The organism is Rhizobium sp. 05L419, from assembly GCF_056397845.1.
Genome location: NZ_JBFTOF010000042.1, coordinates 1 through 26443 on the forward strand (window position 1 = coordinate 1; position 26443 = coordinate 26443).

Genomic DNA, 26443 nt, shown 5'->3' on the forward strand with positions numbered 1-26443 from the left:
GTTCACCAGATGCTAAAGACGCTCGACCAAATTGGATTGATCCAAAAGCAACCAGGCCAGGCGCGCAGCATCCAACTGCTTGTCCCGCCTCAAGAACTGCCAATCCTCGGCATAGACAACCCGTCATAATCTCTGAGACGAAACACTAGTGCATGTTCACGGTGTTGGGACCAAACTCGGCGATCATGCCTTGAAACACCATCTCGATTGACGCGACCCACTTCGGAGGTTTTGTCATGCCGGTGTCAACATAGGGCGCGTGTGGGCTATCACATCCCTGGACGCCTTAAAAACGAAGGAAAGGAAACGCCATGCAACCGATGTCCCGCCGCGTGTTTATCGGTGCCCTTGCAACGGGTGCCGCTGTCAGTCTACTTCCGAAAGGTGCGCCCGCTACGAGCATCGTCAGGGCGAAGAACGTCGTTCTCGTCCACGGCCTGTTCGCCGACGGCTCCTGCTGGTCGGAGGTCATCCCCCGCCTTCAGGCAGAAGGTCTCAACGTGACCTCGGTTCAGAATCCGCTGACAACCCTTCCCGATGCAGTCGCGGCCGCCAAACGCGTTCTCGACCGCCAGGACGGTCCTACGGTTCTCGTCGGACACTCCTTCTCAGGGATGATTGTTACCGAGGCTGGCGTGCACCCGAACGTCTCATCGCTCGTCTATATCGCCGCACGTGCGCCTGACGCCGGAGAAGACTACACCGCGCTCGCCAAGACCTACCCGACGCCTCCGGCGTCTGCAGGCATCGTCTTCGATGGTGACGAAGGACGGCTCACCGAGCAGGCCTTCCTCCATGACTTCGCGGGCGATGTGCCAAAGGTGAAGGCCAAAGTTCTCTATGCGGTCCAGGAACCCTTCAACAAGGCCTTGCTCACGGGCAAGACGACCGAAGCGGCCTGGCGTTCGAAGCCGAGCTTCTACGCCGTATCGAAGAACGACCGCACCATCGATCCCGATCTCGAACGCTTCATGGCGAAGCGGATGGGCGCCAAAACCGTCGAACTCGACTCCAGCCACCTCTCGATGATTTCGCAGCCCAAGGCGGTCACCAACCTCATCCTTAAGGCCGCCGGTGTGCGCTCCTCGAACTAGGGCGGCGGGATGAGATGCACCTGATCAGGATTGCATGTCGAGACCAATGTCGAGGGTCGGCGCACTGTGGGTGCACCAGCCGACGGAGATCAGATCGACGCCTGAGGCCGCAATTGCAGCGGCTGTAGCAGGTGTCACTCGGCCTGAAGCCTCTGTAATGGCGCGACGATCGACGATGGCGACGGCCTCGCGCAATTGGGCCGGTGTCATGTTGTCGAGCAGCACCGCGTCAACGCCGATTTCCATGGCTTCGCGTAACTGCTCGAGCGTGTCGACTTCGACCTCGATCTTGACCATGTGGCCGACGCCTGCCCTGGCACGCCGGATCGCTTCGGCCACGCCGCCGGCAATCGCCACGTGATTGTCCTTGATCAGAACGGCGTCATAAAGCGCGAAGCGATGGTTCATGCCCCCTCCGGCGCGAACCGCATATTTCTCCAGCACCCTCAGACCCGGTGTCGTCTTGCGGGTGCAGGCGATCGACGCCTTGGTCCCCTTGACGGCACGGACGAGCTCGGCGGTCACTGTTGCGATGCCTGAAAGGTGTCCGAGGAAGTTCAACGCCGTGCGCTCGCCGGTCAGCAATCCGCGAGAGGGTCCGCTGATCGTGGCGATGACAGCGCCGGCATCGACGACCAGGCCATCCTCAAGGTGGCGCACGATCGTGATCGCGGGATCAACGAGCTGGAACGCCAGCACGGCAGCATCGAGGCCGGCAATGACGCCCTGCTGCCGTGCCACCATGACGAGAGATGACCGGTGATCCGCCGGAATGACCGCGGCGGAGGTGATGTCACCGGCGAGCCCCAGGTCTTCGGCAAGCGCATTGCGCACGAGCGGCTCGATGATCAGCCGCGGCAGGGGGGCAAAGGTCATGTCAGGCACTCCTGGCAAATGAATGGGACGTAGCACGCGCTATGTCGAGCGCAGCCGAAAGGGTCATCGTGCGTCGCTCGGCGCGAGCGCACTTCAACGGGAAATCGATGCGCGCGTGGGCGCCACGCGATTCGGTGCGCAGCATCGCGGAAACGGCGATCAAAAGAGCCACGACAGCAGGATCGGCACTCGGACCGTCTTCATCCGTCAACGGCAGCAAAGCGCCGATCGCGTCTTCAAGATGGGTTCCATGACGCAGGACGCCGAGATGGCGAGATACGATGGAGCGAACAATTGTCGTCTCTGCGGGTGGCCTGAGCCGGATTGCTTCGATCGCCTCGACCGAGGCCGCCCCCCTCGTCGTGATGCCGCCGATATCCTGCCCGGCGCGCATGCCCATGACCGCCGCCTCGAGCAAGGAGTTGCTGGCGAGCCGGTTGGCACCATGCAAACCGGTGGAAGCCGCCTCGCCCACGACCCAGAGGCCGGCCACCGAACTGCGTCCTCTAAGGTCCGTCGCCACGCCACCCATGTGGTAGTGCACAGCCGGGCGCACGGGGATGAGATCTTTCGCCGGGTCGATCTCCGCCTCCGCGCATAGGCGATGAATGGTGGGAAATCGCGAAGCAAATCGATCGCCAAGCGCCCGGCGGGCATCGAGAAAGACGCGCCGCCCATGCGACAGCTCCGCACTGATGGCGCGCGCAACGATGTCGCGGGGGGCGAGCTCGGCGCCGTCGACATCGGCCATGAAGCGTTCGCCTCTATCGTTGACGAGGACGGCCCCCTCGCCGCGCACGGCTTCGCTGACCAGCGCAAGCGGCCGGCGTGCAGAGCAGAGGCCTGTCGGATGGAACTGCACGAATTCCATATCGGCCAGCATCGCACCGGCCTTTGCGGCAAGTGCGATCCCATGGCCGAAGTTCGAGACGGGATTGGTCGTGGCGTCATAGAGACCACCGATGCCACCAGTTGCGAGCACAACACTCGAGGTCGCAATGACCGCCGTACCGGACGCCGTCGAAACCAAAAGCCCGCTGATCAAGGAGCCCTGCGTCAGCAGCGCACGGGCTTCGGCGCCTTCCAGCACTTTGATTGATGGCGTACGGGCGACCGCGCTCGCAAGCGCGCGAATGACGGCGGCACCGGATCCGTCGCCGGCGGCATGGACGATACGGCGTCGCGAATGCGCAGCCTCAAGGCCAAGCGACAGGCGCCCCTCCCCGTCGCAATCGAAATGAACGCCGGCCCGCTCAAGTGCTGCAATCGCCGCCGGGCCTTCCGCGATGATGGCTGCGGCGGCCTGTGTATCACACAATCCGTCGCCGGCAGCCAGTGTATCGGCCAGATGGATGTTGGTGCTGTCATCGCAGCCGACAGCAGCGGCGATACCGCCCTGTGCCCAAGCGCTCGATGTTTCTGCCCCGAGCGCCGCGCGCGTGACGATGACGACGCGCTGCGGCGCAAGCGTCAGCGCCGTCATCATGCCCGCCAGCCCGCTGCCGACAATAACAACGTGGCCGTCAAGCTCGCGAAGAACCGTGGTCATACCGAAAGCATCCTTTCGACGGCGCGGCGCGCCGCAACGGCAATTGCCGGATCAACCGTCACTTCATGGCGGTTTTCCTGCAGCGCGGCGCGGATATTGGCGAGCGTGATCCGCTTCATGTGCGGGCAGAGATTGCAGGGCCGGATGAACTCGACATCGGGATGATGCACGGCGACATTGTCGCTCATCGAGCATTCGGTCAAAAGCACCACCCGCGCCGGGCGCTGGTTTGCAACATAGTCGGACATGACTGCCGTCGAGCCGGCAAAATCGGCTTCCGCCACGACATCGGGTGGGCACTCTGGATGTGCGAGCACGATGACGCCGGGATGGTTTTCCCGTAGCTGGCGGACATCGTCTGCTGTGAAAAGCTCATGGACCTCACAATGACCGTGCCAGGCAAGAACTTCCACACTGGTCTCGCGGGCAATATTGCGTGCGAGATATTCGTCCGGGATCATCAGTACCCGCGGCACGCCGAGCGACTCCACCACCTGCTTGGCGTTGCCCGAGGTGCAGCAGATATCGGATGCGGCCTTCACCGCGGCCGAGGTGTTGACGTAGGTGATGATCGGCACACCCGGATGTGCCTGACGCAGGAGCGCGACATCCTCAGCGGTGATGGAATCGGCCAGCGAGCAGCCGGCTCCCATGTCTGGAATGAGGACCGTCTTTGCAGGGTTGAGCAGCTTTGCGGTCTCCGCCATGAAATGAACGCCGGCCAACACGATGACGTCGGCATCGACGTCGATTGCCTTGCGCGCCAGTGCCAGACTGTCGCCGACGATATCGGCAACTCCGTGGAAGATCTCTGGCGTCTGGTAGTTGTGCGCGAGAATGACCGCGTTGCGTTCCCGCTTTAGCCTGAGGATCGCGTCCACGTCGTCCTCGAACGACATCCACTCCGCTTTGGGAATGACACGGCTGACGCGCTCATAGAGCGATGACGCGGAAACGGGATGATTCATGGCCGACTCCTATTATGCTCTAGATGAGCATATCATGGGCAAATAGATATTCTCACCATGAGCATATGTCAATTGCGGGAGAGCGGCAATTTTGATCCGGCAAGCGCACGCTCCTCGAGTACGGCGTGGCGATAGCGAAACAGCTTGGCCGGCCGGCCCCCCGTTTCGCTCTCCGTCTCCCCGGTTTCCTCAACGAGTTCCTGCTGCTCGACGAGCCTTCGGAAATTCTGCTTGTGAAGCGTCAGGCCGGCCAGCGCCTCGACAGTGCGCTGCAGCGACAGCAGCGTGAAGCTGTCGGGCATCAATTCGAATACGACGGGACGATATTTGATCTTGGCRCGMAGCCKYGCAATSCCGGTTGCCAGAATRCGGCGGTGGTCGGCAAACATCGCGCGTCCGGGATTGATCTGTCCCGGTGCACCTGCTTCCGACACAAGGCCCGCCTCGTAAAGCAGCTCATAGCGCTGCAGCACCAAGTCCTCGTTCCAACGGTTATCGCCGAGACCAAATGCGAAGATCGCGCGACGCCGCCGCTCCTCGCGCCGGCCGGGTTCGCCATTTGCCCACGTCGTGAGGTGGGCAGAAATCTCCTCGAGGATCGGCGGCGGGCCGGCGCGTCGATCCTCCCACGGAAAATACTCGTACCAGCCGTGCCAGCCGGGGCGGCCGGCGCCGGGTGCCGCCTGTTCGCGCACGAGGCCGAGATAGCTGATTGAAATTGTCCTGCCGCCAAGAATCTCATTGTTGCGGTCGCGATCGGCGAAGGTGTAGAGTTGCTCCAGGTAGCCGACCGGATGGGCCGTCTGCTCCTGAACCCACTCCCTGAGCCCGCTTTGCAGGGTCCGGTGCCCCATCTCGAAAGGCCCCGAAGGCAGGGCATCGCCGGAGCGGATCGTCATGACGCGCGGCTCATCTCCCGTCGCGGCGGCGAGAACGGCAATCAGTTCGGCATGTGCAAATCCAATCGTCAAGAAGGCGCGAATCCTGTTGTTGTCGAACAGACAATCTCTGACACAGGCGGCGGGAAGACGAAAGCTTAGCCTTCGGGCAGAGACGTTTCCAGAGGCTTTCAGATCCTCTGGCATGCAAGCCGAAGGCAACACCAGGCAGACGGAATTTCCTGTGGTCGCCGACAAAACCAATCTTGACCATGTTACGTAGCAGGAATCGATCTATGGTTGTTTTAGAAACTTTGCGGAATCGGCAGATTGCGCAATTCGGTTCCAGCTGGAAGTGAAGGTGAACAGGCCCATGCGCGATCTGGAAGAAAAATCGATCGGCACAATTGATCCGTTCAAATATCTTGGTTAGGTTGCTGTATAGCATAATTATCGCGCCACAACCGGCGTGGAAAGGATAAGGCCATGAAAGACGGTCCTCATACAGTCGACGTGCACGTCGGAAAAACGATCCGCATCAAGCGCCTGATGCGCAAGGTGTCCCAGACCGAACTGGGTGATCGCGTCGGCGTCACGTTCCAGCAGATCCAGAAGTACGAAAAAGGTTCCAACCGCGTTTCAGCGAGCATGCTGGTGGAAATCGCCGGTGCGCTGGATGTCGACGTCCGTTCGTTCTTCGAAGATCTGAACCCACTTGGCACTGCCAACGACAATCCGACGCCGACCGAAGAATTCGTCGTCTCTCGCGATGGCGTGCTCCTGAATGCCGCTTTTCTTTCCATCAAGAACGAGCAGGTCCGCAAAAAGATCGTAAAGCTCGTGCAGGCAATTGCCGGCATGGATCAGGTAGATACCGAAGCTGCTGAATAAGGCAGCTTCGAAACACCGCCGCTAGTGGCAATCGAGGACAACCAGATTGTCCCTGGCGTCCTTCATCGCCAGCTTCGTCTTTGTCCCGACCAGTTTCTCGAGATTGACGTCAAGCTCGCGCTCCGGATCGATGCCATCCCAGTCGATGACCACCTGCAACAGGGCCATGTTGGCCAGGTGCGTCAGATTGTGAAGCTTGAGCTTCTCCGCTTCGTCCTTCGCGGCCGAAAGAAGGCGGAATATCCTGGCATACTCGCTGCCCGTACCTTCGTCGCTCGTCTGAATGTTCATGTGACCGCCTCTATGATATCACTCCAAACACTGCTCTGGAGCTTCAGTCCCAATGGCATCATTCAGGCTCGGCGTTATTTGAGCGTTACAGGCGTGACGGCGTTCGACACTTCCGCCCGAAGGGTCTCCCAGTGCGACGTCGCAGCAAAGCCCCAGCGACACTCGACCTCCGCAAAGGTGCCTTCGTTCAGGTAACGCAGGACGCACTGCGCGTCAGCGCGCTTGCGTTCGATCTTGTTCGACCGGATCAGGCGAAGGAGCTCTGCGGCGCGTGATTTGCTTGCGAAGGCGCACCGCTCGACCGCCCGCGGATAGGTTCGCTCGGAAAAATGCAGCGCACGGCCGGCGAGCAGCAACATCTTGTACTCACCTGCAGACAAAACTCCACGCCGGCGCAAGGCATCGATCGTCGGTTCATAGTCCACCCACGGAATCGACAGCGGCAGCCACCCAAGCGCCTCGGGCGCATGCACAAGGGCGACCGCCTCGTCGTCGAGCAGACGCCCATCGACGTAGTCGTTGAAGATGGTTCCGAGACCAATCATGCCAAAGGCCGCGCATTCGGCAGCCCGCAATGCGCCCATGCTGGCGCCACCGGCCACCACGACGTTCTTCTGCAGCGCGTAGAGGATCTCCTTGTGCCATACGGAGGGCACTTCGCCAAAATAGCCATCGACAATGCCGATCGCCAGCGCACCATCCTGCACTGCCTGGAGGATATCGCCGCGCGCCGCAGGAGGCCGGAATTCGACCGATGGGTGGGTCGTTTTCAGCCTGGAGAGATCGGCGCCGAAGCTCGGGCCGGCAAAGATCACTTTCATGAGAGGGCTCCCTGCATGGCGCCGACAGCGCGCAACCCAAGTTGGATGAATTCGCCGCTCACATCGACCTCCAAGCCAGGCACGATGACCCGGACGACCGAGACCGGTAGACGCGGATGGGGCAGCGGCACTGCGACGACCTGCTCAATGCCCCTGGCTTGAAGCCTCTCGATGATATGGCGGATATTCTCCTGAATGCTGCGCTCGGCCGGTTCGATGGCAAAGCTCGGTGCCTTTGGTGCTTCGTCGCACAGATCGATGAGTTGCTGCATCGGCCCGTCGCCGTCTAGCCGCTGGTAGAGCCGCGGCGAGAAATCGTCGCGACTTCCGGCGATGGCAGTGAGACGGCTCTGCGCCGCCTCCGTGATAGCACGCAGCGCAGCGCGCACCGGGTCCGGATGGCAACCGCAGCCGCCGCAGACGTTGGTCCATCGGGCGTCAACGCGGTCTCCGAGGTTGCCCGGAATGATGACGGCGAGAAAGCTCGGAACGCCAATGTCGGTCGTCATGTCGAGGAGCAAGAGGCGCATACCCGCACGGGTGATCCGATCGACGACAATGTCCACGATCGGATCGCCGAACGCCGTTGGATCGATGCGACAACCGCGCAGCTGATCGTAGGGGCGCAGCTGCATCAATGCCCAGGCGTCGCGTTCAACCAGCTCGCAAAGGCCGTGCAATACGGCCTCCGCCGGTCGATTTCCCGAAGCCAGGCCGTCGCTCGACTGTTCAAATCCGGAGGGCCTTGCGCCACGGTGATCGAGACCGACAAGCGACCAAGGAACGAAAACCGGTCTATTGGAGACGATGTCGATCCCTTCGCCCCAGGCAATCGGGGCCGGATCGATATCTGAGGGCACACAGCGCGCGACGGAATCGAGATCGATGATCGACGCCCGCTCCGCCTTCATTCCGTCCACTGTTGCAACGATCATATCCTGGGGCTGCATCTCGGCGATACGCGTTTCCACCGCCTCCATGGCAGCGGACGTCATCGCCGCTTCCTCGTCAATGCCCTTCCCCTGAAAGACGGAGAGCGTGTAGCTGTTCGGTCGCGTGGCAAAGGCAACGGGAATTTCAAGCACGTCGAGTGCCGTGAGAAGACCCACGCGTGTAATGCCGAGTTCGGCGAAGTGCGGCCTGATCGCCGCGAGTGTCTGCCCAGGCGTCAGTGAGCGGTCGTGATAGGCATTGATCCCCGCCGATGACAGGCTGAGATCCTCGACCAAATCCCTGAGTGCGGTCTGGACAGACATTCGCATCACCTCAGCGGAACTTCAGCGCGTGGACGATGCTCGCCGTGGCGTTCGTGTCGAACTGAACGGCGTCCTGCTTAAGGGCTGCCTGGGCTGCTGCCGAAAGACGGACGGTCGAGGATGTCTGCTTGATCTCTGTCGTGCTCATTCTTCTATCTCCTGCTGGAAGCAGCGCTTGGCTGCGGACAGAAGCAGGATGAACCCGTCGCGTTATTCAGGCGTGACTGGGATTGGGCGTTGGCGGTCGCCCGGGATGCACAAGGTGTAACGCTTCAGGACAAACCGGCCATGCGAAGCCCGTCGATCAGCTGGCGCGTGTCGTCGGGATTTCGGTCGGGCACGAACTGCCAGACGTCGTCGGTGCGGAAATCGGGAAAATTCTCAAGGACGATCGCGGCATAGCGAGCCGCTGACTTCAGATCGCCGTTCTTGGCGTGGGCGGCAGCAAGCAACCGCGACGCCGCGGGGCGTTCCTTGACGCGGTCCAGAACTTCGATTGCCTTGGCATAGTTCTCCTGGACGAAGTGGATTCCGCCGAGGTTCCAATAGTAGTAGTCCGGCGGAAGCGGATTGAGCTTCATCGCTGCAGCGCTGAGTTCAAGTGCTCGCTCGCTCTGCCCGTCATGCAAAAGCGCATCGGCATAATCGGCCAGGATATCGGCGTCATTCGGGTTGAGCATCTGCGCCTCGGCGAAAAAGTCGAGACTGTCTGCAAATCGCCGGCGATAAAGGGCCACAAAACCGAGTTCACGCATCGCACGACCGCTGTTTGGGTCACTGTCGCGCGCGAGCCACGCAGACCGGTCAGCCTCCTCCAGAAGTTCGGTATCCTTCATTCCGCGCACGAGCCATTCCATCCCCAGTACGCGCGCCATCCCGGCGTGAGCGGACGAGAACCTGTCATGCCGGGCCAACGCCGACTTGAACCACTTGCGCGCCTGACGCAGATGCTGGAGGTCGGTTTTGGAAACAAAACGCTTTCCCTCGAGGTAGAGACGATAGGCGGACGGGTTGACGTCAGACATCATGTCCACAAGTTCCCGGCGCTCGATCGTATCGGCAAGCGTCATGACGATGCGGCGCGCGAGCTGGCTGAACGACTGGTTGACCTTCTGCATCGTGAGCGGCAGATCGATCGCCCAAAGCACTTCGGCAGTCGACGTCCTGGTCAATCGGCAGGTCGCGTAGATGTCGTCTTCCCGACCATGGATCGTCACGTAGACGGTGTAGTCGAAACGCAAGTCCTGGGGCGGCGGCTCACCCCCCGCAAGGCTCCGGTTCAGGATTTCGATGCTCGTATGGGCCGCGATGACCTTGAAGCCCCTTTGCTGGCTCAACCCGATCGTCACATCCTCCAGCAGGGCCCGGCCGACGCGCTGCAAAAGGGGATCAGACAGCATCGTCTCTGGTGGCAGGATGAGGACCCGGGGCTGGCCGAGCGCATCCGAGGCGCCACGGCTGAGCGGTGCCTCCGCCGCAGCAAGCGTCACCGGTGCGACGATGCCGAGCTCCCTGGCAAGAGCTTGGGTCACCGTATCCGGTTCGGATCCGTATTCAGCCTTCAATTCATTGCGGCATCGAAAATACGCCTGTCGCGCGGCGGCAACGTCACCGGCATCGGCATGGGCACGCATTAAAGCCCGGCAGGCAACCTCATGCGCGGGATCCGTCTCAACGAGCAGCCCGGCGAGCAGGAGAATGTCGCCGAACGTGCGCTTCTCGCGCGCCTCCAGAAGCGCGATGATATGCGAATCGCGGCGCTCGGCGATGCGCCGGCGCTCCATGGTCACCCACTCGTCGGCTTCCATGGTCGGAGCGCGGAAGCCTTCGAGAAGCTCGCCCTGCAACAGGTACCAATCGGGCCGCGCAAGCGGCTTTCCGGCGTCGCGCAGCAAGAGGACATCGGCACTCCAGTGGTGAGTATCAAACGCAACATGCGTGTTGGTCGTCTTGAGGAGACGCGGAAGGTCATGCGGGATGCTCCGGTCGATGCGGGCCAGGAGTTGGCGCAGGCTGCCGGCCCGTTGCTTTGATTCCTCGGATTGCCAAAGGATGCCGCGAATGGTCTCGCGCTCCATCGACAATTGCGGCGACGCAACAAGGAACGCCAGCAGCGCATAAGCCTTTTCCGGCAGCACTATCTCGCTGCCGTTCGCGAAAAGCGTAGGCTTTCCGAGCAAACGAAGCAAAGGAGCGTGGTGGCTAGCCAGCGATTTCACAGACAACTCGCGATTGGATAATCCGGCCCCGATTATAGAGGCAAACCAAGCCAACGCAAAAGGAATGTGCTGGTGCGGTTGAATTTTTCAACCGCCGGATGCTTCGCTCACAGGTGCACTTCGCAACCTAGCCCTTGTGGGCGAAAAACCATTTCGGTCATCAGGCGACAACATGTCGACCGCAACAAATAGCGCCGGTCTTTCGACCGGCGCTACCGCATTTGCGCAATCAGTTGTTGATTAGGCCGCAGCCGAGGCGGAGCCCGCGATCGGAACTTCCGAAATCGTCTTCAGGACCTGCGAAGCGATCTGGTAGGGGTCGCCCTGAGAGTTCGGGCGGCGATCTTCCAGGTAGCCCTTGTAGTCGTTTTTGACGAACGAGTGCGGTACGCGGATCGAGGCGCCACGGTCTGCAACGCCGTAGGAGAACTTGTTCCACGGAGCAGTTTCATGCTTGCCCGTCAGGCGTTTGTCGTTGTCAGGCCCGTAGACGGCAATGTGATCCATCAGGTTCTTGTCGAACTGCGCCATCAGCGCTTCGAAATATTCCTTGCCGCCGACTTCGCGCATGTACTTGGTCGAGAAGTTGCAATGCATGCCCGAGCCGTTCCAGTCGGTGTCGCCGAGGGGCTTGCAATGATATTCGATGTCGATGCCGTATTTTTCGGTCAGGCGCTGCAGCAGGTAGCGAGCCATCCAGATTTCGTCGGCAGCGCGCTTGGAGCCCTTTCCAAAGATCTGGAATTCCCACTGGCCCTTGGCCACTTCGGCGTTGATGCCTTCGTGGTTGATGCCGGCAGCAAGGCAGAGGTCGAGGTGCTCTTCAACGATTTCGCGGGCGATATCGCCGACGTTCGAATAGCCGACGCCGGTGTAGTACGGACCCTGCGGAGCCGGGTAACCCTGCTCGGGGAAGCCGAGCGGGCGGCCGTTCTGGTAGAAGAAATATTCCTGCTCGAAACCGAACCAGGTGCCTTCATCGTCGAGAATGGTGGCGCGCGAATTCGAGGGATGCGGCGTGACGCCATCCGGCATCATGACTTCGCACATGACGAGAACGCCATTGCTGCGAGCCGGATCGGGATAGAGGGCAACCGGCTTCAGCACGCAGTCAGAGCTGCGGCCTTCAGCCTGCATCGTCGAGCTGCCATCGAAACCCCAGAGCGGGAGCTGCTCGAGTGTCGGAAATACGTCGAATTCCTTGATCTGCGTCTTGCCGCGAAGATTTGGTACCGGTGTGTACCCGTCGAGCCAAATGTACTCGAGCTTATACTTGGTCATTTGCGAGTCTCTCAAACAAAGGTGTGAGCAAATCCTCAAGCGAACCCGACTGCCGAAGCACCCGTGCCCGCAAAGGGATGCGTCTCTATATGCATGCGGCGTGCCAGTTGGGCGAGGCCATATAAAATGCGGGTCGAGGCCGACTGTTTTGTCAGTGGCAAAAACCAATCCGTACCCGCCGTTCCATGGGGGTATTTGCCGCTGAACTCACTGCGGGTTCAATCGGTTACAGTGGCTGGCCAGGCCACGCGATCTTTCGGGACGCAGAGCTGCAAACCTGGATTCTCAAAACGATACTTTTTCCACACGCCTGAGTGTGTGATTAATATATATGCATATGACTAACATTTGGACGTGATGGAATTCTGATATAAAGGTGATCAATTCAGTCGTGCCTATTAATCCAACAAATATTGCACTTTTTTCAATCAAATCGCGCAATCTCTGTGCACCCGTGTTATGCTCGCTTCAATGTTCTCGATCGGGACTCAATTAGGAGGCATGACATGGTCATTGGTGTGCATCACGAGTCAGCGAAAATATTCGCGTTTCCAGCGAAACGCTTCTCGTCTGCAGGAATGAGGCAGAAAGCGGATATTGCGGAAGATATTGGTCCTTGTGTCTACGACAGTTGCTGGTACCACGAAGATGCGATGAAGGAAGAGGCCGCCACGCCTTCGACGCCAAAATTTACGCCGCGGCTCGTGGATTGATTGCGCACCCGGTGCGTTGCGCCAGCCGCCAGCACAACTCAAGCAGATTGCGAACGATCGATGACCTTGGCGGATCTGCCTTGGACGTCTCATCCCGTTGAGCACGTCGCTGAAGCCGGTTGAAGTGTCACCGGCCTTGCGTCATGCGCCTGCGCACGTCATGACAGACGTGGACGATCGGGATTTTCAGAAGACGCATGACAAAAAAAGAGATCGCAATCATCGGCGGGGGCCCCTCAGGGCTGATGGCGGCCGAGCAATTGTCGACAACCGGCCATATCGTCACGGTTTATGAAGCGATGCCCACGGTCGCACGCAAGTTCCTGCTTGCCGGAAAATCGGGCCTCAACATCACGCATTCCGAGAATTTTGATCATTTCTCCACGCGGTTTGGCACGGCAGCACCGCGGCTTCGCAGCGCGCTCGACGCTTTTAAACCCGAAGACGTTCGCGCCTGGGCAGCCGGATTGGAAACCGAGACGTTCGTCGGGTCATCAGGGCGAGTGTTCCCGGTGGCCATGAAGGCGTCGCCGCTCCTGCGTGCCTGGTTGAAGCGCCTGCAAGCGCAGGGCGTAAAGATCCTGACGCGGCATCGCTGGMGCGGCTTTTCCGATGACGGATATCTGTTCGAGACGCCTGACGGCGGTGCAAGGACCATCCGGTGCGACGCTGCGTTGCTGGCGCTCGGCGGCGAGAGCTGGCCGCGGCTCGGCTCGGATGGGCGATGGGTCCCCTGGCTCAGGGACAAACAGATCTCCATCCATGACTTTCAGCCGGCCAATTGCGGCTTCGACGTCGAATGGAGCCGGGTTTTCCGCCAGCGCTACGCCGGCGCCCCGGTCAAGTCAGTGACTGGGCGATCAAGCGCCGGCACATTTCCGGGCGAGTTCGTCATTACCGAGCACGGTATAGAAGGCAGCCTCGTCTACGTCCATGCCGCCGCACTGCGTGAAGCGCTCGTTGCCGGAAAGGTTGCGTATCTGGACATTGACCTTGTGCCCGATCGTTCGCAAGAGCGGATCGAGCGCGACCTTGCCAGGCAGAATCCGAAGACAAGCGTGTCCAACCGACTGCGCAAGGGAGCAGGTATCGATGGCGTCAAGGCAAACCTTTTGCGCGAGCTTGGCAGCGATGCCGATCTGCACCAGCCACAGCGTCTGGCAAAGCTGATCAAGGCCCTGCCCGTCCCGGTTTTGAGAACCCGCCCGATCGCCGAGGCGATCTCCTCGGCGGGCGGCGTTGGCTGGGAGGGGATCGATGACAACTATATGCTGAAGGCCCGCCCCGGCCTCTTCATCGCCGGCGAGATGATCGATTGGGAAGCCCCGACAGGCGGGTACCTGCTCACCGCCTGCTTTGCCACCGGCCGCGCAGCAGCAAGGGGGATCGACGCCTGGATTGGGCGATGACCTCGCTCATGGGTTCGGCGGAAACGCGAGTAGGTTAGTCCGCAACCCTGTCGCTCGCGACCTCCTCCTCCGCCGGACGTTTGATCCGGAACCACGCAAGATAGAGTGCCGGCAGGAACAACAATGTCAGCACCGTCCCAACGACGATGCCCCCCATCATCGCGTAGGCCATCGGCCCCCAAAACACCTCACGCGAAATCGGGATGAGCGCAAGGCTCGCCGCTGCCGCAGTCAGCAGGATCGGTCGCATTCGGTGCTGTGTCGCTTGCCGCACGGCATCCCAGGGATGCCGTCCCTCATGCCGCAATTCCTCGATCTGGACCACGAGTATAACCGAGTTTCGGATCAGAATGCCGATCAGCGCGAGAACGCCGAGGATCGCCACAAACCCCATCGGCGCGCCGCTTGACAGAAGCGCGATCACCACGCCGATCAAAGCCAGGGGGGCGACCGCAAACACCAGAAACAGCCGTGAGAAGCTCTGCAGCTGGATCATCAGGATTGTCGCCATCGCAAAAAGCATCATCGGAACGACTGCGATGATCGGCGCCTGGCTCTTTTCGCTTTGCTCGACCGTCCCGCCGACCTCGATGCTGAACCTTGCAGGCAGCCCGGACGAAAACGCCTCAACGTCAGGCGCAAGCTCATTGACGACGGTGGCAGGCTGCTTGCTGTCAACGACACCAGCCTTGATGGTGATGGTCGGCAAACGGTCCCTGCGCCAGATCTTCGGTGGTTCCGTCTCGTAGCGGAAGTGTGCAATCGCGGCCAACGGCACCGAATTGCCATTGCTCGTGCGCAGTTGCAGATCGCGCAAGGTCTCGATCGAACGCCGCTCTGATTCCTCAGCCCGCGCCAGCACATTGATCAGATAAATGTCATCGCGGACCTGGGTGACCGATGCGCCGCCGACGATACCGTTCAGGGCCGATGCGATATCTTCGGATGTGACGCCCAGTTGCCGGGCCTTGTCTTGAAGGACGTCGACCTTCACCACACGGGCCGGTTCGTTCCAGTCATAGACGATGTCGCCTAGCGAACGGTTCTTGCCGAGAACGCCTCCAAGCTCGAGTGCGAACTGCCGTACCTGTTCGATGTCCGGACCGCTGATGCGATATTGCACAGGCCGTCCGACAGGCGGACCAATGTCGAGCAGTTTGACGTAGGCGTCAGTGCCCACGAACGTCTTGGTGAGATAATCCTGCAGATCGGCGCGCAGCTTGTCGCGAACCTCCAGGCTCTTCGTAACGATGACGATCTGTCCGAAAGACGCTGCGGGAGGCTGCACATCGAACGACAGGACGAAGCGTTGCGCGCCCTGCCCGACATAGGTCGACCAGCGTTCGATGTCGGGATTGCCCTCAAGCTTATCCTTTTCGAACTTTGCCATTTGCCGATCGGTCTCGCTGATGGACGCGTTGTTCGGAAGCGAGAAATCGACGATCAGCTCCAATCGGTCGGACGAGGGAAAAAACTGCTCCTGGACAAAACGCATGCCGTAAACGGAGATAGCGAAGGCGATCACGGTGAGCGCGATCGTGATCCACCTGAACCGCATGCAAAGATCAAGCAATCGGGCAAACGACCTTGCGAACCAGCCGGTGGTCTCATGGTGCTGCCTCATCGCCGCGGGCAGTATCGTCACCCCCAAAAGCGGTGCAAAGACGACAGCGACGATCCATGACACGATCAGCGAAACGGCGATCACGACGAAGAGCGAGAAGGTGAATTCGCCTGCAGCACTGCTGTTTAGGCCAACCGGCATGAAGCTTGCCACGGTTACGAGTGTTCCGGTCAGCATCGGGAAGGCCGTATGCGAATAGACGTAAGTTGCAGCCTTCGTCAGGGGATCCCCGGCTTCCAGCCGCGCCACCATCATTTCGACCGCGATCATCGCATCATCGACCAGAAGCCCGAGTGCTATGATCAGTGCGCCAAGCGAAATGCGCTGCAGGGAAATGCCGTCATACTCCATGAATACGAATGTGATGGCGAGCGTTAGAGGTATGGAAAGAGCAACCACCAGCCCCGCCCGCATGCCGAGGCTGACAAAGCTCACGATCAGGACGATCACGACTGCCTCGAACAGCGCCTTGGTGAACCCCGACACCGCCTCCTCGACGATGCGGGGCTGATCCGACACCAGATGCGGCTCGACACCGATGGGGAGGGTTGCCACGACCTTGCGCAGTTCCACCTGCAATGCCTTGCCGAAGTCCAGGAGATTTGCACCTTGCTTCATGCCGATGGCAAGCGCGATGGCCGGTTGCCCGTTGAAGCGGAACAGCGACGTCGGTGGATCCGTATAACCTCGACTGATCTTGGCAATATCACTCAATCGGAAGAACCGATTATTGACCTGCAGATTGACGCCTCTCAGGCTGTTTTCCGAGGTAAACTGGCCGCTCACCCGCAAACTGACCCTCTCGCCCTCTGCCTGCAGAACGCCGGAAGGGGCAATCGCGTTCTGGGACTGCAGCGTACTCAGCACGTCGGCTTGACTGATCCCGAGTGCGGCGAGCTGGCGGGTTGAAAATTCGAGGAAGATGACCTCGTCCTGCGCCCCGACAAGGTCGACCTTGCCGACATTGGGAACCGTCAGAATGTCGCGGCGGACATCCTCGACGTAGTCTCGCAATTGACGCTGCGAAAACCCGTCCGAAGTGAAGGCGTAGATGTTCCCGAACACGTCGCCAAAGCGATCGTTGAAGGTTGGAGTGAGGACGCCGGAGGGAAACTGGGCGCTGATGTCACCGACCATGTTTCTGACCGTTAACCAGATTGCGGGCACGTCGCGAGCCTTGGTCGTATCCTTCAGATAAACAAAGACGAGCGTCTGGCCGGGCGTCGTGATGCTGTTGGTGTAATCGAGTGAGTCCAGCTCCTCGAGCTTCCGCTCGATACGCTCGGTCACCTGGCGGGTCGTCTCCTCAGCCGAAGCGCCGGGCCACTGCGCGGAAATCGTCATCGTCTTGATCGTGAAATTCGGATCTTCTTCGCGCCCGAGGTTCAGGTAAGAAAATACGCCGAGCAAAGCAAAGGCGATCATGAAATACCAGATCATCGAGCGATGCTCGAGCGCCCAGTCCGAAAGATTGAACGCCTTCATGAGCGTGCACCACCCTCTATCGTCACGTTCTGCCCCTCTTTGAGACTATGCACACCTGCAAGAACGACACGCGTTCCAGGTTCGAGGCCGGACAGGACCTCGACGCGCCCGGCGCCCATTTGACGGGTCTTGACTTCCTGGGACCGGACAGCACCGCCGTTGTTGTCGACGATCCAGATCAGGGTCTTGCCGTCCCGCTCCAGAAGCGCGGCGTCTGGCAAGAACAGCTTCGCGACCGTCCCGACGTCCTGAACCGCCGTGATCGTCGTACCGATCCGAAACGCATCCGGGGGGGCCTCTAGCGCAATCTTGATCCGGCGCGTGCGCGTTGCTGCGTCGGCGGTCGGTGCCACTTCCCGTACCTTTCCTGCCGCCTTGATCTCAGGGTCGATCTGCAGGAGGACCGAAAACGGGGTGCCAATCGCCGGCACCAATGCACCCTCGGGTATGTCGACGACAGCATCCCGTTCCTCCGGACGTGCCACTGTTACAACGGCTTCTCCCGCCGACACCACCTGCCCCACCTCCACGGAGGTGGCTGTCACCACGCCGTCAAAGGTGGCCAGTATCTCGGCGTAGGACAGATCCTGGTTTGCCTTGTCGAGAGCGGTTTGCGCCTGGACCACGGCCGACTGGGCGTTCTGCGTCGCCTGCACGCTGCTTTCCAGGTTGGACTTCGTCGCCGTTCCGGATTGGAATGTGGACCTAGCCCGTTGTTCCACCGATGTCGCGTTGGCAAGCTGTGCCTTGGCATTGGCAAGCTGGGCTTGCGCAGACCCGACGGCCAGTTGCAGCGATGTCGGGTCAAGCGCCGCAAGGCGCTGCCCCTTCGTCACGATATCGCCGGTATTGACATCGCGCGCGACCATCAAACCGGCGACACGGAAGCCGAGCGGTGTTTCGGTTTTCGGTGAAACGATCCCAGCAAAGGTCGGCGCCGGCAGAGGAGCCAGTTCGATGACCCTTGAAAAAACCGGACGGATCGGTGGACCAGCCTCTTCCTTCTTGTCGCTGCAGGCCGACAGACATCCAAGGGTGGTCAGAAGCACGATGGTCAGGAAATAGGATCCGGTCATCAGCCCTGTTCTCCTAAGATGCGCACCTTCTGTCCCGGACGAAGCATTTTCCCGCCGTCGACAACGACCGTGTCACCGGGGGAAAGACCTCCAGATATGATGACCCTTCCGGTTTCATAGTTTGCGATCTTCACCGGCCCCAGACTAACGGTCGCATCCCCCTGGTCGACAATCCATACTGCAGGCTTGCCGTCGACGGAAGAAAGTGCCGTCCACGGCAAGACGATCATCGGCGCAGGCTCCGACTGCGCAAAGCCCGTGACCGGCGCACCGAGCGTCATTTCAGGCGGGGTATCGTCCAGGGTGATTTTCACACGCACGGTGCCGCTCGCCGTATCGACGGTCGGAGATACTTCGGTGATCTTTCCATAGGTTTTGATCTTCGGATCGCTGACCAGTGCGATCTCGATGCGTGGCGCTGCCTGCTTGGTTTGCAGCAACCCCTCGTAAATATAGAAAACCGCATCTCTGGGACCGTCCTGGGCAAGCGTGAAAGCTGTCTGAGCCGCCTGCACGACCTGCCCGTCCTCAACGTTGCGGGCTGTTATGATGCCGTCGGCGTCGACGCGAAGTTCCGTGTAGCCAAGGGCGTCCCTGGCCGTTCCCAACTGGGCCTTGGCATTGTCCAGTGATCCCTGTGACGTCTTTAGCGCCGTTGCTGCCTGATCATAGGCCTCGCGGGTGGTCGAGCCGCTCGCAAGCAAGGTCTTGCGTCTTTCAAATTCGGCCGACGCCTGGGCAAGATCTGCCTGCGCAGCAACAAGGGCGGCCTCGGCGGCCTCGACATCGGCTTTTTGCTGCCTCGGATCAACGCGCGCTATGACTTGACCGGCCGTGACGTGCGATCCCACATCTGCGGTCCATTCCGTCACCTTGCCGCCGACGCGAAACGACAGGTTGGATTGTATATGAGCAACGATCTCGCCCGTCAGCTTGATGCTGAAGCGATAGTCGGAGAAGGCGACATTGATGGCACGCACCGGAACTTCCAGTTCGGCGATCTGATGCTCCTCCTTCTGGCACCCTGCCAGAGCAAAGCATAGAAGAAACAAGGCGATCGTCTTGCTGAACATGAAAGGAGTTCCCCGGATCCCATGATTGATGGAACGCCATCGGTGCATCATCCCCGATGGCGCGAAGCACATTCTGCGTGAAGACGAAAATGCGGACTGATGATCGCGCAAAGCTCCTGCTCGTCCCTCCGGCAATGAAATTGGAAGTTCATCCCACCGTCTGCAAGCGTCGAAGTATCGGTTGCCTTGCACCGGTCCGACGATTGCGGCCGGTGCAGGCATCTAAGACAAATCAAGAATGTAGAGCGATTTCGGGTGGAGGCAATTTGTCCCGAACGACAATATTGCCGATCCTCAAACATCATTTCCAGATGGTGAGTGAACCCACCTAGCGCCTGATCTGAAATGTGTGCTCTTCGCCCGGGAAGCGGCCGGCGCGCACCTCCTCGGCATAGCTTTCAGCCGCTTTTGAAACGAGCGGACTGAGATCTGCAAAGCGTTTGACGAACCGCGGCTTGAAGTCGTTGAAAAGTCCGAGCATGTCGTCCGACACCAGAACCTGCCCGTCGCAGGCGGGCGACGCACCGATGCCGATTGTCGGAACCGAGACCGAGGCGGTGATCTCGCGGGCAAGCGGTTCGACCGTGCCTTCGACGACGATTGCAAACGCACCGGCCTCGGCAACGGCTGCGGCATCGCGACGGATCTTGTCCGCTTCTTGGCTCGAGTGACCGAGCGACCGAAAGCCGCCAGCCGTGTTGACCAGTTGCGGCATCAGGCCAACATGGCCGAATACAGGAACGCCCCTGGCTGTCAGGAAAGCGATTGTCTCGGCCAGTTCCTCGCCGCCCTCAAGCTTGACGCCGTCGCATCCACTCTCCTGCAGAACGCGGACGGCACTTCGAAATGCCTGCTCCTTCGATTCCTGATAGCTCCCGAACGGCAGATCGACGATGACGCAGGCGTGTGAAGCCGCGCGCATCACGGCGCGTCCGTGTGCCACCATCATGTCGAGGGTGACGCCGACAGTCGTCTCCATTCCGTAGAGCACCATGCCCAGCGAATCGCCAACCAGCAGCAGATCACAATGGGGATCGAGCAGCCGCGCGATCGGCGTCGTATAGGCCGTGAGGCACACGACCCGTTCCTTGCCTTTCATTGACCGGATGGCGGTCGTCGTCAGCCGTTTCTGCTTGCCGTGAGTGCTCATTATGCGGCCCTCGGCTGAGCGGAGCGTCTGAGGCCGATGACGCGGTTGTCAAGCAGCCGGGTCGTCCCGATCCGTACGAAGAGGGCGACAAGCACAGGTCCAGATTGCAGGACCTTCAGCACCTCAAGGGTTTCAGGATGCCTGACGGCAACCACGTCGGCGGTCGCAAGCGGCTCGGCTTGGATGAACCGGGTCAGGATCGTCTCAAGCGCTGCCGCGTCATCGAGGCCATCGGCGTAAAGCCGCTCAGCCTCCGCAAGCGCCTTCGGAACGATCACCGCCGCCGCCCGTTCCGTGGCGCTGAGATAGACGTTGCGCGAGGAGCATGCGAGACCGTCGGCCTCACGCACCGTCGGCACGGCCACGACCCGGACGGGCTGCGCAAGATCCTCCACCATACGCTTGATCAAAGCGACCTGCTGGTAGTCCTTCTCGCCGAAATAGGCAGCATCGGGCTGAACGAGATTGAAGAGCTTTGTAACAACAGTCGCAACGCCGGCAAAGTGTCCCGGCCGCACCGCACCCTCCAGCTGATTGCCGAGGACGGGAACATCAACGACCGTCTGCATCGGGCGCGGATACATGTCGGTCACCTCAGGCGCAAACAGTACGTCCACACCTGCCTCGGCGAGAAGGGCGCGGTCGCGTTCGAAATCCCGAGGGTATCTTGCCAGATCCTCGTTGACACCGAACTGCAGCGGATTGACAAAGATCGAGACCACAGTCACGTCGTTTTCCGACGCGGCGCGCGACACCAGTTCCATGTGACCGACGTGCAGGAAGCCCATGGTCGGCACAAACCCAACGCTCTTCCCATTGCGCCGAAACGTCGCAAGATGATCACGTAGGTCTACGGTCGATCTGATAACGCGCATGAAACCCTCCTCCAGCATCCCTTGACCGGCAGCGCCGGCCCGGGAAGGTGGCGGATAGAACTCGATTTGTCGAAAAGCGTCAACGCAAGCACTCTTATTATATCGATTAAGCAGGCGGTAGGACACGCAATATTTTGATCGCGCGGCCCCAGACCAAAGCGGTCTCGATCTGCTCGTCATTCGAACGGTGAGTAACGCATTCTTTTTGTCCAAACTCTGCCGCAGTGATGGTAGAAGGAAGACGTTGATGAACGAATGCCCTTCACGGGTGTCACGACGATGTCCGACAACAGCGGAGGGACGGTGACCAATCCTTACGAGATTCTCGGTGTCCGACGGGACGCGAGCGATGACCAGATCAAGTCGGCCTATCGGCGACGCGCCAAGACCACCCATCCCGATTCCGGCGGCGCGCCGGACGCATTCAGCCGCGTCCAGAAGGCCTATGAGTTGCTCCTGGATCCCGTCCGCAGAAAGGTCTTCGACGATACGGGCTATGATGTCGAGCTTGCGGATCCGGTCGATCTCCAGGCCCTTATCGTGATCGAGAAACTGGTCAACGAACTCACGCTCGATGAGCGCGAGCCCGGTAGCTTCGATCCACTCGCCCGCATGCGCTCCGACCTTTCGGAGGAAATGCGCAAGTCCCGTTTCAGCAAACGCGAATTGGAGCGTCACTCCGCGCGCATCGAACATCATCTGGAACGGCTGGACAAGCGTCCGTCGACCGACATTCTCGGATCCATGCTGCGCGCCCGTATCAAGGCAATCGCAAGCGCGATCAACGAGACGGAGGCGAAGATCAAGGCAAGCGAGCGCGCCTGCGAAATGCTCTATGACTACGCCTACGAGGTTGATGTGCAGGAGAGCGAGGAAGGCCTGATCCCCGCGGCAGCAGCCACGTCGGCTGTCTCCTCCAAACGCGAAGAGCGGCCGTTGTGGGTCGTGCCGGCCGCCGCGCAGGAAGTCTAGGACAGGAAGTCCGGATGGGTCAGCGCGTGCGAGATTACGCGGCGCGCTGCTCCGTTCCCTGGATGGCGGCAAGCTTCCAATCGGCCCCTGGCTTGCGCACGAATGTCCAGACTTCCGTGGTTTCGGTCGGCTCGCGGTTGTCGCCGCTGATCAACCGCCCACCACTGCGCTCGACCATTGAATCGATCGAAGAGTAGCGCATGGCAAGGGTTGCATAGTCTGCGCCGTCTTCCTGCCACGACTCAGCAATGTCACCCTGCAGAAGCTTCACATCCGAAACTTGATTGCGAACTCCGTTGGTGGCGTTTTCACCAAGCTCCTCGGCGAGATAGGACATCGCTTCGGGCGTCGTCAGACGGCGCAGCGTCCCGTAGTCCTCGCGGCCGTAGGCGGTCTGGACTTCGGTCAGCAACGTCTCAAAGCTGTCGAGATCACGCTGTTTCAGCCCGAGTTCGTCTTTCGGCTTCTGCGATTGCGGTACTCCGAAACCGGCTGCAGAACCGATCGACGGGATCCGGAACGACGAGGTTCCGTTCGTAGCCGACGCGTTTCCGTTTGAAGCCATTGAGTGGGCACCGCTTGGCGCAGTCGCTCCATACGACGGTTGCCGCCTGTTGGCGAAGTAGCGTACCGCAAAGGAGATTGCCATTGCGATCAGGGCGAACTGCAGCAGCATGCCGAGGAAACCGAAGCCGCCGCCGAAGCCGTGGCCAAGAAGCATGCCGAGGAGACCACCGGCGACGAGGCCACCGATCATCGATCGGCCGAAGCCGCCGAAGAGACCAGGACGCTGCGCGCCAGCAGGTTGCTGTCCGGCATAGGGAGCATTGGTTTGCGGTTTGGGCGTCATCGAGCGCTCGATCGGAGCAGCCGGTGCGGGCGCTGTGCGCGTGACTGGCGGCGCCTGGAACGTGCGTGTCCCCCGGCTGCCGAAGCCGAAGCCTCCGGCGCGCCGCGCGTCAGCCTCGCCGATCGAGGCAAACACGGTGACGCCCGTCAGGGCGGCAATCGCCGCAACCTTGGCAAAACGCGAAACGGCACTCGGCATTCAAGCTCTCCTGTGTGGTAACCAACCGATCTCGGTACCTATATAGGTGCCTTTTTCCGCGTTTGAAGCACCTGGGCTTCATTGGCAGACATCGACCCATGTTGCATTGGTCAATTCCACCAGTCGCTCCGTCGATATGCGCACGGCCGAATGGGTGGATCCGGCGGCGGGAACGACCACATCGAACCTCCGCAAAGAGACGTCGCAGTAGATGGGCAGAGGCGACGGAAGCCCGAAAGGGCAGACGCCGCCGACAGGATGGCTCGTCACCTCGACCACCTCGTCAGCGCCCAGCATGCGGGCCTTTGAACCGAACGTTTCCTTGAACTTCCGGTTGTCGAGCCGCGCAAGGCCACCGGCAACGACCAGCATCGGTTCATCGCCGACCCGCAAGCAGATCGTCTTGGCGATCTGTGCTGGATCGACACCATGTGCCTCTGCGGCGAGCGCCACCGTGGACGAGCTTTCGGCGGTTTCAATAATCTCGATGTCGGGAGCGGATGCGCTGAAAAATGCGCGGACGGTTTCTAGGCTCATAACCGAAGGCTATCGCAACTGCGGGGTGAATTGAAGTGCCAATCGTCAGCGGTTGGTCTCGATCAGTCTGACATCGCTTTCCTGGCACAGCTGCCTGATCGACGGCGTCACGCACCGGTCGGTGATAAAGGTGTGCACCTGCGACAGCTGCCCGATCCTGACCGGCGCCGTGCGCTCGAACTTGGTGGAATCAGCCACCAGCACGACATGTCGGGCATTGGCGATGATGGCCTGTGCGACTTTCACCTCGCGAAAGTCATAGTCGAGCAATGCACCGTCTTCATCGATTGCGGAGGCGCCGATGACCGCATAGTCGACCTTGAACTGCCTGATGAAATCGACGGCCGCCTCGCCGACGATGCCGCCGTCGGAGGAACGAACGACCCCGCCCGCGATGACCACTTCGATCGCCGGCAGAAGTCTCAATCTGTTGGCGACGTTGATGTTGTTGGTGATCACCATCAACTCGTGATGGTTGGCGAGAGCTTCCCCGACCGCCTCCGTCGTCGTGCCGATATTGATGAACAGCGAGGCATTGTTGGGAATGAGGCTGGCGGCGGCAACGCCGATCGCCTGCTTTTCGGCGGCCGCGATCTGGCGACGCGCCTCGTATTTTACGTTCTCCGTACCGCTGGGGAAGGTCGCGCCACCATGCACACGGGTCAGGATCTGCGCGTCGCAAAGGTCGTTCAGATCCTTGCGGATGGTCTGCGGCGTGACAGAGAAATGGGTGGCCAACTCGTCGACGAAAACACGGCCATTCGTCTTGGCCATATCGACTATGTCAGTTTGACGATCGCTCAGGAACATGGTGCCACGACTTTCACTTCTGTTTCGTTTGGCCGACGGACCAATGCATACCAGAGCGTGAGATCACACGCAAAGTGGCTTCAAGGCATCTGCCTTGGCGTGCGACCGCCTGCCCAAGCAAAACGCTTGCGTCGTGACGGATGGCGCCCTGGCTGTCGGCGATCTCAGCCGTCGCAGCATCGACGCTGGCGGGTGCAAGCCCCAAAGGACGCTCGCATGGGGCGTCTAGCGAGCGGCGCATCTCTACGGAAACACCCAATCCAGGTCTTGTTCCGACCACAGTCGGCTCATAGGACCGTGTCGCCGACCTTCCCACGCGTCCCAAGCTCCGCATTGCAGCCGCAGACGATCGTGTCCCCGGAGGTGGTGTAGGTCGCGGCGGAGGCCGTGCTTTCCGACATAGAGCCGGAGGATATCAGCGTGCCACAGCGGGCAGACTGATTTGGGGATCATCGCTCATTTGCGCCATGGTCTCAAGGGTCATGTACCTGGCCCCATGTAGGCGAGCACATCGTCTTCAGCGTTGTCCATAATGGTGGCGAGCTTTGGAACTTTCGGTCTGATCTGATCGGCGACGCTACGCCATTGAGCGCTTGCTGCCTCCGGGGTCTCCTGAGCAAAAGCCGTTGCGATAAAGGCGGATACGACACGCCTGCCGCTCTTTCCGGCATGTGCCAGGACGTTCCTCATGAAGTGAACCCGGCATCTTTGCCAGGTGGCGCTGAGAACTTTGGCGACGGCAGCCTTGAGCCCTTCATGAGCATCGGAGACCACGAGCTTCACACCCCGCAGTCCTCGGCGTGTCAGCCTGCGCAGGAACTCCGTCCAGATCGGCTCGGCCTCCGACGTGCCGACCTCCATACCCAGGACCTCGCGCCGACCGTCGCTGTTGACGCCGACGGCGATGATGACGGCAACAGAGACAATGCGCCCGCCACGGCGGACTTTCAGATAGGTGGCATCGATCCAGATGTATGGCCAGTCACCTTCGATTGGACGGTCGAGGAACGCCTTCACCTTGACGTCGATCTCCTCACACAGCCGAGATACCTGGCTCTTCGAAATCCCCGACATACCCATGGCTTTGACGAGATCATCAACCGAGCGCGTCGAAATGCCCTGGATGTAAGCCTCCTGGATAACAGCCGTCAGAGCCTTCTCCGCCATCCGACGCGGCTCGAGAAAGCTCGGGAAATAGCTTCCCTTGCGCAGCTTTGGAATGCGAAGCTCGACCGTACCGGCCCGCGTCTCCCAGTCTCGGTCGCGGTAGCCATTGCGTTGAGCAAGCCGCATCGGGTTCTTCTCGCCGAAGTCAGCACCGGTGGCTCCGCCGACCTCCAGCTCCATCAATCGCTCGGCGGCAAAGCCGATCATCTCACGCAATAAATCTGCATCAGCGCTCTTCTCAACAAGCGAGCGCACGTCCATCATGTCATTGGTCATCGGTGGTCTTTCCGTCAGGTTGGTCTTCAACAACCCGACCCTAGCGGAAAACACTGATGGCCACCTTACTCCTCAGAACCTACACCACTCGGCGGGGCACGATC

At 60.4% G+C, this 26443-nt stretch carries 23 protein-coding genes and 1 pseudogene; 5 read left to right on the top strand and 19 right to left on the bottom strand.

The window, feature by feature from the left end:
* The first annotated feature begins 311 nt into the window (after positions 1–311).
* The gene (locus AC1DMK_RS29270; protein WP_477863809.1) at positions 312–1094 is read left to right on the top strand and encodes an alpha/beta fold hydrolase; all 783 of its coding nucleotides are present in this window, start codon (positions 312–314) and stop codon (positions 1092–1094) included.
* A gap of 24 nt (positions 1095–1118) precedes the next feature.
* Here the strand turns inward: AC1DMK_RS29270 and nadC are convergent, their stop codons facing one another.
* From nadC to AC1DMK_RS29290, 4 genes are all read right to left on the bottom strand, one after another.
* Complete coding sequence (gene nadC / locus AC1DMK_RS29275) at positions 1119–1970, bottom strand: carboxylating nicotinate-nucleotide diphosphorylase (protein WP_477863810.1); 852 nt, start codon at positions 1968–1970, stop codon at positions 1119–1121.
* Position 1971: 1 nt separating this feature from the next.
* Positions 1972–3519 (bottom strand): L-aspartate oxidase, encoded by a 1548-nt coding sequence (locus tag AC1DMK_RS29280; protein ID WP_477863811.1) that lies wholly within the window; start codon positions 3517–3519, stop codon positions 1972–1974.
* Positions 3516–4487, bottom strand: coding sequence for a quinolinate synthase NadA (gene nadA / locus AC1DMK_RS29285; RefSeq protein WP_477863812.1), 972 nt, complete (start codon positions 4485–4487; stop codon positions 3516–3518). The genes AC1DMK_RS29280 and nadA overlap by 4 nt, the downstream gene beginning before the upstream one ends.
* Positions 4488–4555: 68 nt before the next feature.
* Positions 4556–5458, bottom strand: coding sequence for an NUDIX hydrolase (locus AC1DMK_RS29290; RefSeq protein WP_477863813.1), 903 nt, complete (start codon positions 5456–5458; stop codon positions 4556–4558).
* A 393-nt stretch (positions 5459–5851) separates the two neighbouring features.
* On the opposite strand from AC1DMK_RS29290, the gene AC1DMK_RS29295 reads away from it, so the two are divergent.
* Positions 5852–6256: a helix-turn-helix domain-containing protein gene (locus AC1DMK_RS29295; protein WP_037066695.1), complete on the top strand. Its 405-nt coding sequence runs from the start codon at positions 5852–5854 to the stop codon at positions 6254–6256.
* Positions 6257–6277: 21 nt separating this feature from the next.
* On the opposite strand, the gene AC1DMK_RS29300 is transcribed toward AC1DMK_RS29295, so the two are convergent.
* The 6 genes from AC1DMK_RS29300 to AC1DMK_RS29325 all read right to left on the bottom strand — a co-directional run bounded on the left by AC1DMK_RS29300 (position 6278) and on the right by AC1DMK_RS29325 (position 12124).
* Positions 6278–6547, bottom strand: coding sequence for a hypothetical protein (locus AC1DMK_RS29300; RefSeq protein WP_037066692.1), 270 nt, complete (start codon positions 6545–6547; stop codon positions 6278–6280).
* Between the two features lie 74 nt (positions 6548–6621).
* Positions 6622–7368 carry a TfuA-like protein gene (locus tag AC1DMK_RS29305; RefSeq protein ID WP_477863814.1) on the bottom strand — a complete coding sequence of 249 codons (747 nt, stop codon included), beginning with the start codon at positions 7366–7368 and terminating at the stop codon, positions 6622–6624.
* Positions 7365–8624 carry a YcaO-like family protein gene (locus tag AC1DMK_RS29310; RefSeq protein ID WP_477863815.1) on the bottom strand — a complete coding sequence of 420 codons (1260 nt, stop codon included), beginning with the start codon at positions 8622–8624 and terminating at the stop codon, positions 7365–7367. Before AC1DMK_RS29310 ends, AC1DMK_RS29305 begins: the two co-directional genes overlap by 4 nt.
* Before the next feature lie 10 nt (positions 8625–8634).
* Complete coding sequence (locus AC1DMK_RS29315; RefSeq protein ID WP_196246809.1) at positions 8635–8772, bottom strand: hypothetical protein; 138 nt, start codon at positions 8770–8772, stop codon at positions 8635–8637.
* 124 nt (positions 8773–8896) lie between these two features.
* Positions 8897–10843: a BTAD domain-containing putative transcriptional regulator gene (locus tag AC1DMK_RS29320; RefSeq protein WP_477863816.1), complete on the bottom strand. Its 1947-nt coding sequence runs from the start codon at positions 10841–10843 to the stop codon at positions 8897–8899.
* Between the two features lie 240 nt (positions 10844–11083).
* Positions 11084–12124, bottom strand: a complete 1041-nt coding sequence (locus AC1DMK_RS29325) for a glutamine synthetase beta-grasp domain-containing protein (protein WP_037066683.1) — start codon at positions 12122–12124, stop codon at positions 11084–11086.
* A 506-nt stretch (positions 12125–12630) separates the two neighbouring features.
* On the opposite strand from AC1DMK_RS29325, the gene AC1DMK_RS29330 reads away from it, so the two are divergent.
* Positions 12631–12837 (top strand): DUF2735 domain-containing protein, encoded by a 207-nt coding sequence (locus AC1DMK_RS29330; protein WP_477863817.1) that lies wholly within the window; start codon positions 12631–12633, stop codon positions 12835–12837.
* 197 nt (positions 12838–13034) lie between these two features.
* Positions 13035–14246, top strand: coding sequence for a TIGR03862 family flavoprotein (locus AC1DMK_RS29335; RefSeq protein ID WP_477863818.1), 1212 nt, complete (start codon positions 13035–13037; stop codon positions 14244–14246).
* A gap of 34 nt (positions 14247–14280) precedes the next feature.
* Here AC1DMK_RS29335 and AC1DMK_RS29340 read toward each other — a convergent pair whose 3' ends face one another.
* The 5 genes from AC1DMK_RS29340 to panC all read right to left on the bottom strand — a co-directional run bounded on the left by AC1DMK_RS29340 (position 14281) and on the right by panC (position 21529).
* Positions 14281–17355, bottom strand: coding sequence for an efflux RND transporter permease subunit (locus tag AC1DMK_RS29340; protein ID WP_477863819.1), 3075 nt, complete (start codon positions 17353–17355; stop codon positions 14281–14283).
* The gene (locus tag AC1DMK_RS29345) at positions 17352–18431 is read right to left on the bottom strand and encodes an efflux RND transporter periplasmic adaptor subunit (protein ID WP_477863820.1); all 1080 of its coding nucleotides are present in this window, start codon (positions 18429–18431) and stop codon (positions 17352–17354) included. The genes AC1DMK_RS29340 and AC1DMK_RS29345 overlap by 4 nt, the downstream gene beginning before the upstream one ends.
* On the bottom strand, positions 18431–19504 hold the full coding sequence (locus tag AC1DMK_RS29350) for an efflux RND transporter periplasmic adaptor subunit (protein WP_477863821.1): 1074 nt from the start codon (positions 19502–19504) through the stop codon (positions 18431–18433). The genes AC1DMK_RS29345 and AC1DMK_RS29350 overlap by 1 nt, the downstream gene beginning before the upstream one ends.
* Positions 19505–19832: 328 nt before the next feature.
* A complete protein-coding gene (panB, locus tag AC1DMK_RS29355; RefSeq protein WP_037066667.1) occupies positions 19833–20654 on the bottom strand; it encodes a 3-methyl-2-oxobutanoate hydroxymethyltransferase in 822 nt (273 codons plus the stop codon).
* Positions 20654–21529 carry a pantoate--beta-alanine ligase gene (panC, locus tag AC1DMK_RS29360; RefSeq protein ID WP_477863822.1) on the bottom strand — a complete coding sequence of 292 codons (876 nt, stop codon included), beginning with the start codon at positions 21527–21529 and terminating at the stop codon, positions 20654–20656. The genes panB and panC overlap by 1 nt, the downstream gene beginning before the upstream one ends.
* A 303-nt stretch (positions 21530–21832) precedes the next feature.
* Here panC and AC1DMK_RS29365 point away from each other — a divergent pair, with 303 nt between their 5' ends.
* A complete protein-coding gene (locus AC1DMK_RS29365) occupies positions 21833–22501 on the top strand; it encodes a J domain-containing protein (protein WP_477863825.1) in 669 nt (222 codons plus the stop codon).
* 34 nt (positions 22502–22535) lie between these two features.
* Here the strand turns inward: AC1DMK_RS29365 and AC1DMK_RS29370 are convergent, their stop codons facing one another.
* From AC1DMK_RS29370 to AC1DMK_RS29385, 4 genes and pseudogenes are all read right to left on the bottom strand, one after another.
* Positions 22536–23549, bottom strand: coding sequence for a Tim44 domain-containing protein (locus AC1DMK_RS29370; RefSeq protein WP_477863823.1), 1014 nt, complete (start codon positions 23547–23549; stop codon positions 22536–22538).
* A 78-nt stretch (positions 23550–23627) separates the two neighbouring features.
* On the bottom strand, positions 23628–24086 hold the full coding sequence (locus AC1DMK_RS29375; RefSeq protein ID WP_037066661.1) for a YbaK/EbsC family protein: 459 nt from the start codon (positions 24084–24086) through the stop codon (positions 23628–23630).
* Positions 24087–24131: 45 nt separating this feature from the next.
* Positions 24132–24896 (bottom strand): DeoR/GlpR family DNA-binding transcription regulator, encoded by a 765-nt coding sequence (locus AC1DMK_RS29380; RefSeq protein ID WP_477863824.1) that lies wholly within the window; start codon positions 24894–24896, stop codon positions 24132–24134.
* A 415-nt stretch (positions 24897–25311) separates the two neighbouring features.
* A pseudogene (locus tag AC1DMK_RS29385) lies at positions 25312–26339 on the bottom strand (IS256 family transposase).
* Positions 26340–26443: the final 104 nt, after the last annotated feature.

Excerpts from the sequence above, each read along its gene's own strand:
- nadA (WP_477863812.1), bottom strand. The coding sequence starts at position 4,487 with ATGAATCATCCCGTTTCCGCGTCATCGCTCTATGAGCGCGTCAGCCGT.
- AC1DMK_RS29330 (WP_477863817.1), top strand. The coding sequence starts at position 12,631 with ATGGTCATTGGTGTGCATCACGAGTCAGCGAAAATATTCGCGTTTCCA.
- AC1DMK_RS29310 (WP_477863815.1), bottom strand. The coding sequence starts at position 8,624 with ATGTCTGTCCAGACCGCACTCAGGGATTTGGTCGAGGATCTCAGCCTG.
- AC1DMK_RS29375 (WP_037066661.1), bottom strand. The coding sequence starts at position 24,086 with ATGAGCCTAGAAACCGTCCGCGCATTTTTCAGCGCATCCGCTCCCGAC.
- AC1DMK_RS29350 (WP_477863821.1), bottom strand. The coding sequence starts at position 19,504 with ATGTTCAGCAAGACGATCGCCTTGTTTCTTCTATGCTTTGCTCTGGCA.
- AC1DMK_RS29380 (WP_477863824.1), bottom strand. The coding sequence starts at position 24,896 with ATGTTCCTGAGCGATCGTCAAACTGACATAGTCGATATGGCCAAGACG.
- AC1DMK_RS29315 (WP_196246809.1), bottom strand. The coding sequence starts at position 8,772 with ATGAGCACGACAGAGATCAAGCAGACATCCTCGACCGTCCGTCTTTCG.
- AC1DMK_RS29370 (WP_477863823.1), bottom strand. The coding sequence starts at position 23,549 with ATGCCGAGTGCCGTTTCGCGTTTTGCCAAGGTTGCGGCGATTGCCGCC.
- panB (WP_037066667.1), bottom strand. The coding sequence starts at position 20,654 with ATGAGCACTCACGGCAAGCAGAAACGGCTGACGACGACCGCCATCCGG.
- nadC (WP_477863810.1), bottom strand. The coding sequence starts at position 1,970 with ATGACCTTTGCCCCCCTGCCGCGGCTGATCATCGAGCCGCTCGTGCGC.
- AC1DMK_RS29305 (WP_477863814.1), bottom strand. The coding sequence starts at position 7,368 with ATGAAAGTGATCTTTGCCGGCCCGAGCTTCGGCGCCGATCTCTCCAGG.
- AC1DMK_RS29280 (WP_477863811.1), bottom strand. The coding sequence starts at position 3,519 with ATGACCACGGTTCTTCGCGAGCTTGACGGCCACGTTGTTATTGTCGGC.
- panC (WP_477863822.1), bottom strand. The coding sequence starts at position 21,529 with ATGCGCGTTATCAGATCGACCGTAGACCTACGTGATCATCTTGCGACG.
- AC1DMK_RS29300 (WP_037066692.1), bottom strand. The coding sequence starts at position 6,547 with ATGAACATTCAGACGAGCGACGAAGGTACGGGCAGCGAGTATGCCAGG.
- AC1DMK_RS29295 (WP_037066695.1), top strand. The coding sequence starts at position 5,852 with ATGAAAGACGGTCCTCATACAGTCGACGTGCACGTCGGAAAAACGATC.
- AC1DMK_RS29345 (WP_477863820.1), bottom strand. The coding sequence starts at position 18,431 with ATGACCGGATCCTATTTCCTGACCATCGTGCTTCTGACCACCCTTGGA.
- AC1DMK_RS29270 (WP_477863809.1), top strand. The coding sequence starts at position 312 with ATGCAACCGATGTCCCGCCGCGTGTTTATCGGTGCCCTTGCAACGGGT.
- AC1DMK_RS29325 (WP_037066683.1), bottom strand. The coding sequence starts at position 12,124 with ATGACCAAGTATAAGCTCGAGTACATTTGGCTCGACGGGTACACACCG.
- AC1DMK_RS29340 (WP_477863819.1), bottom strand. The coding sequence starts at position 17,355 with ATGAAGGCGTTCAATCTTTCGGACTGGGCGCTCGAGCATCGCTCGATG.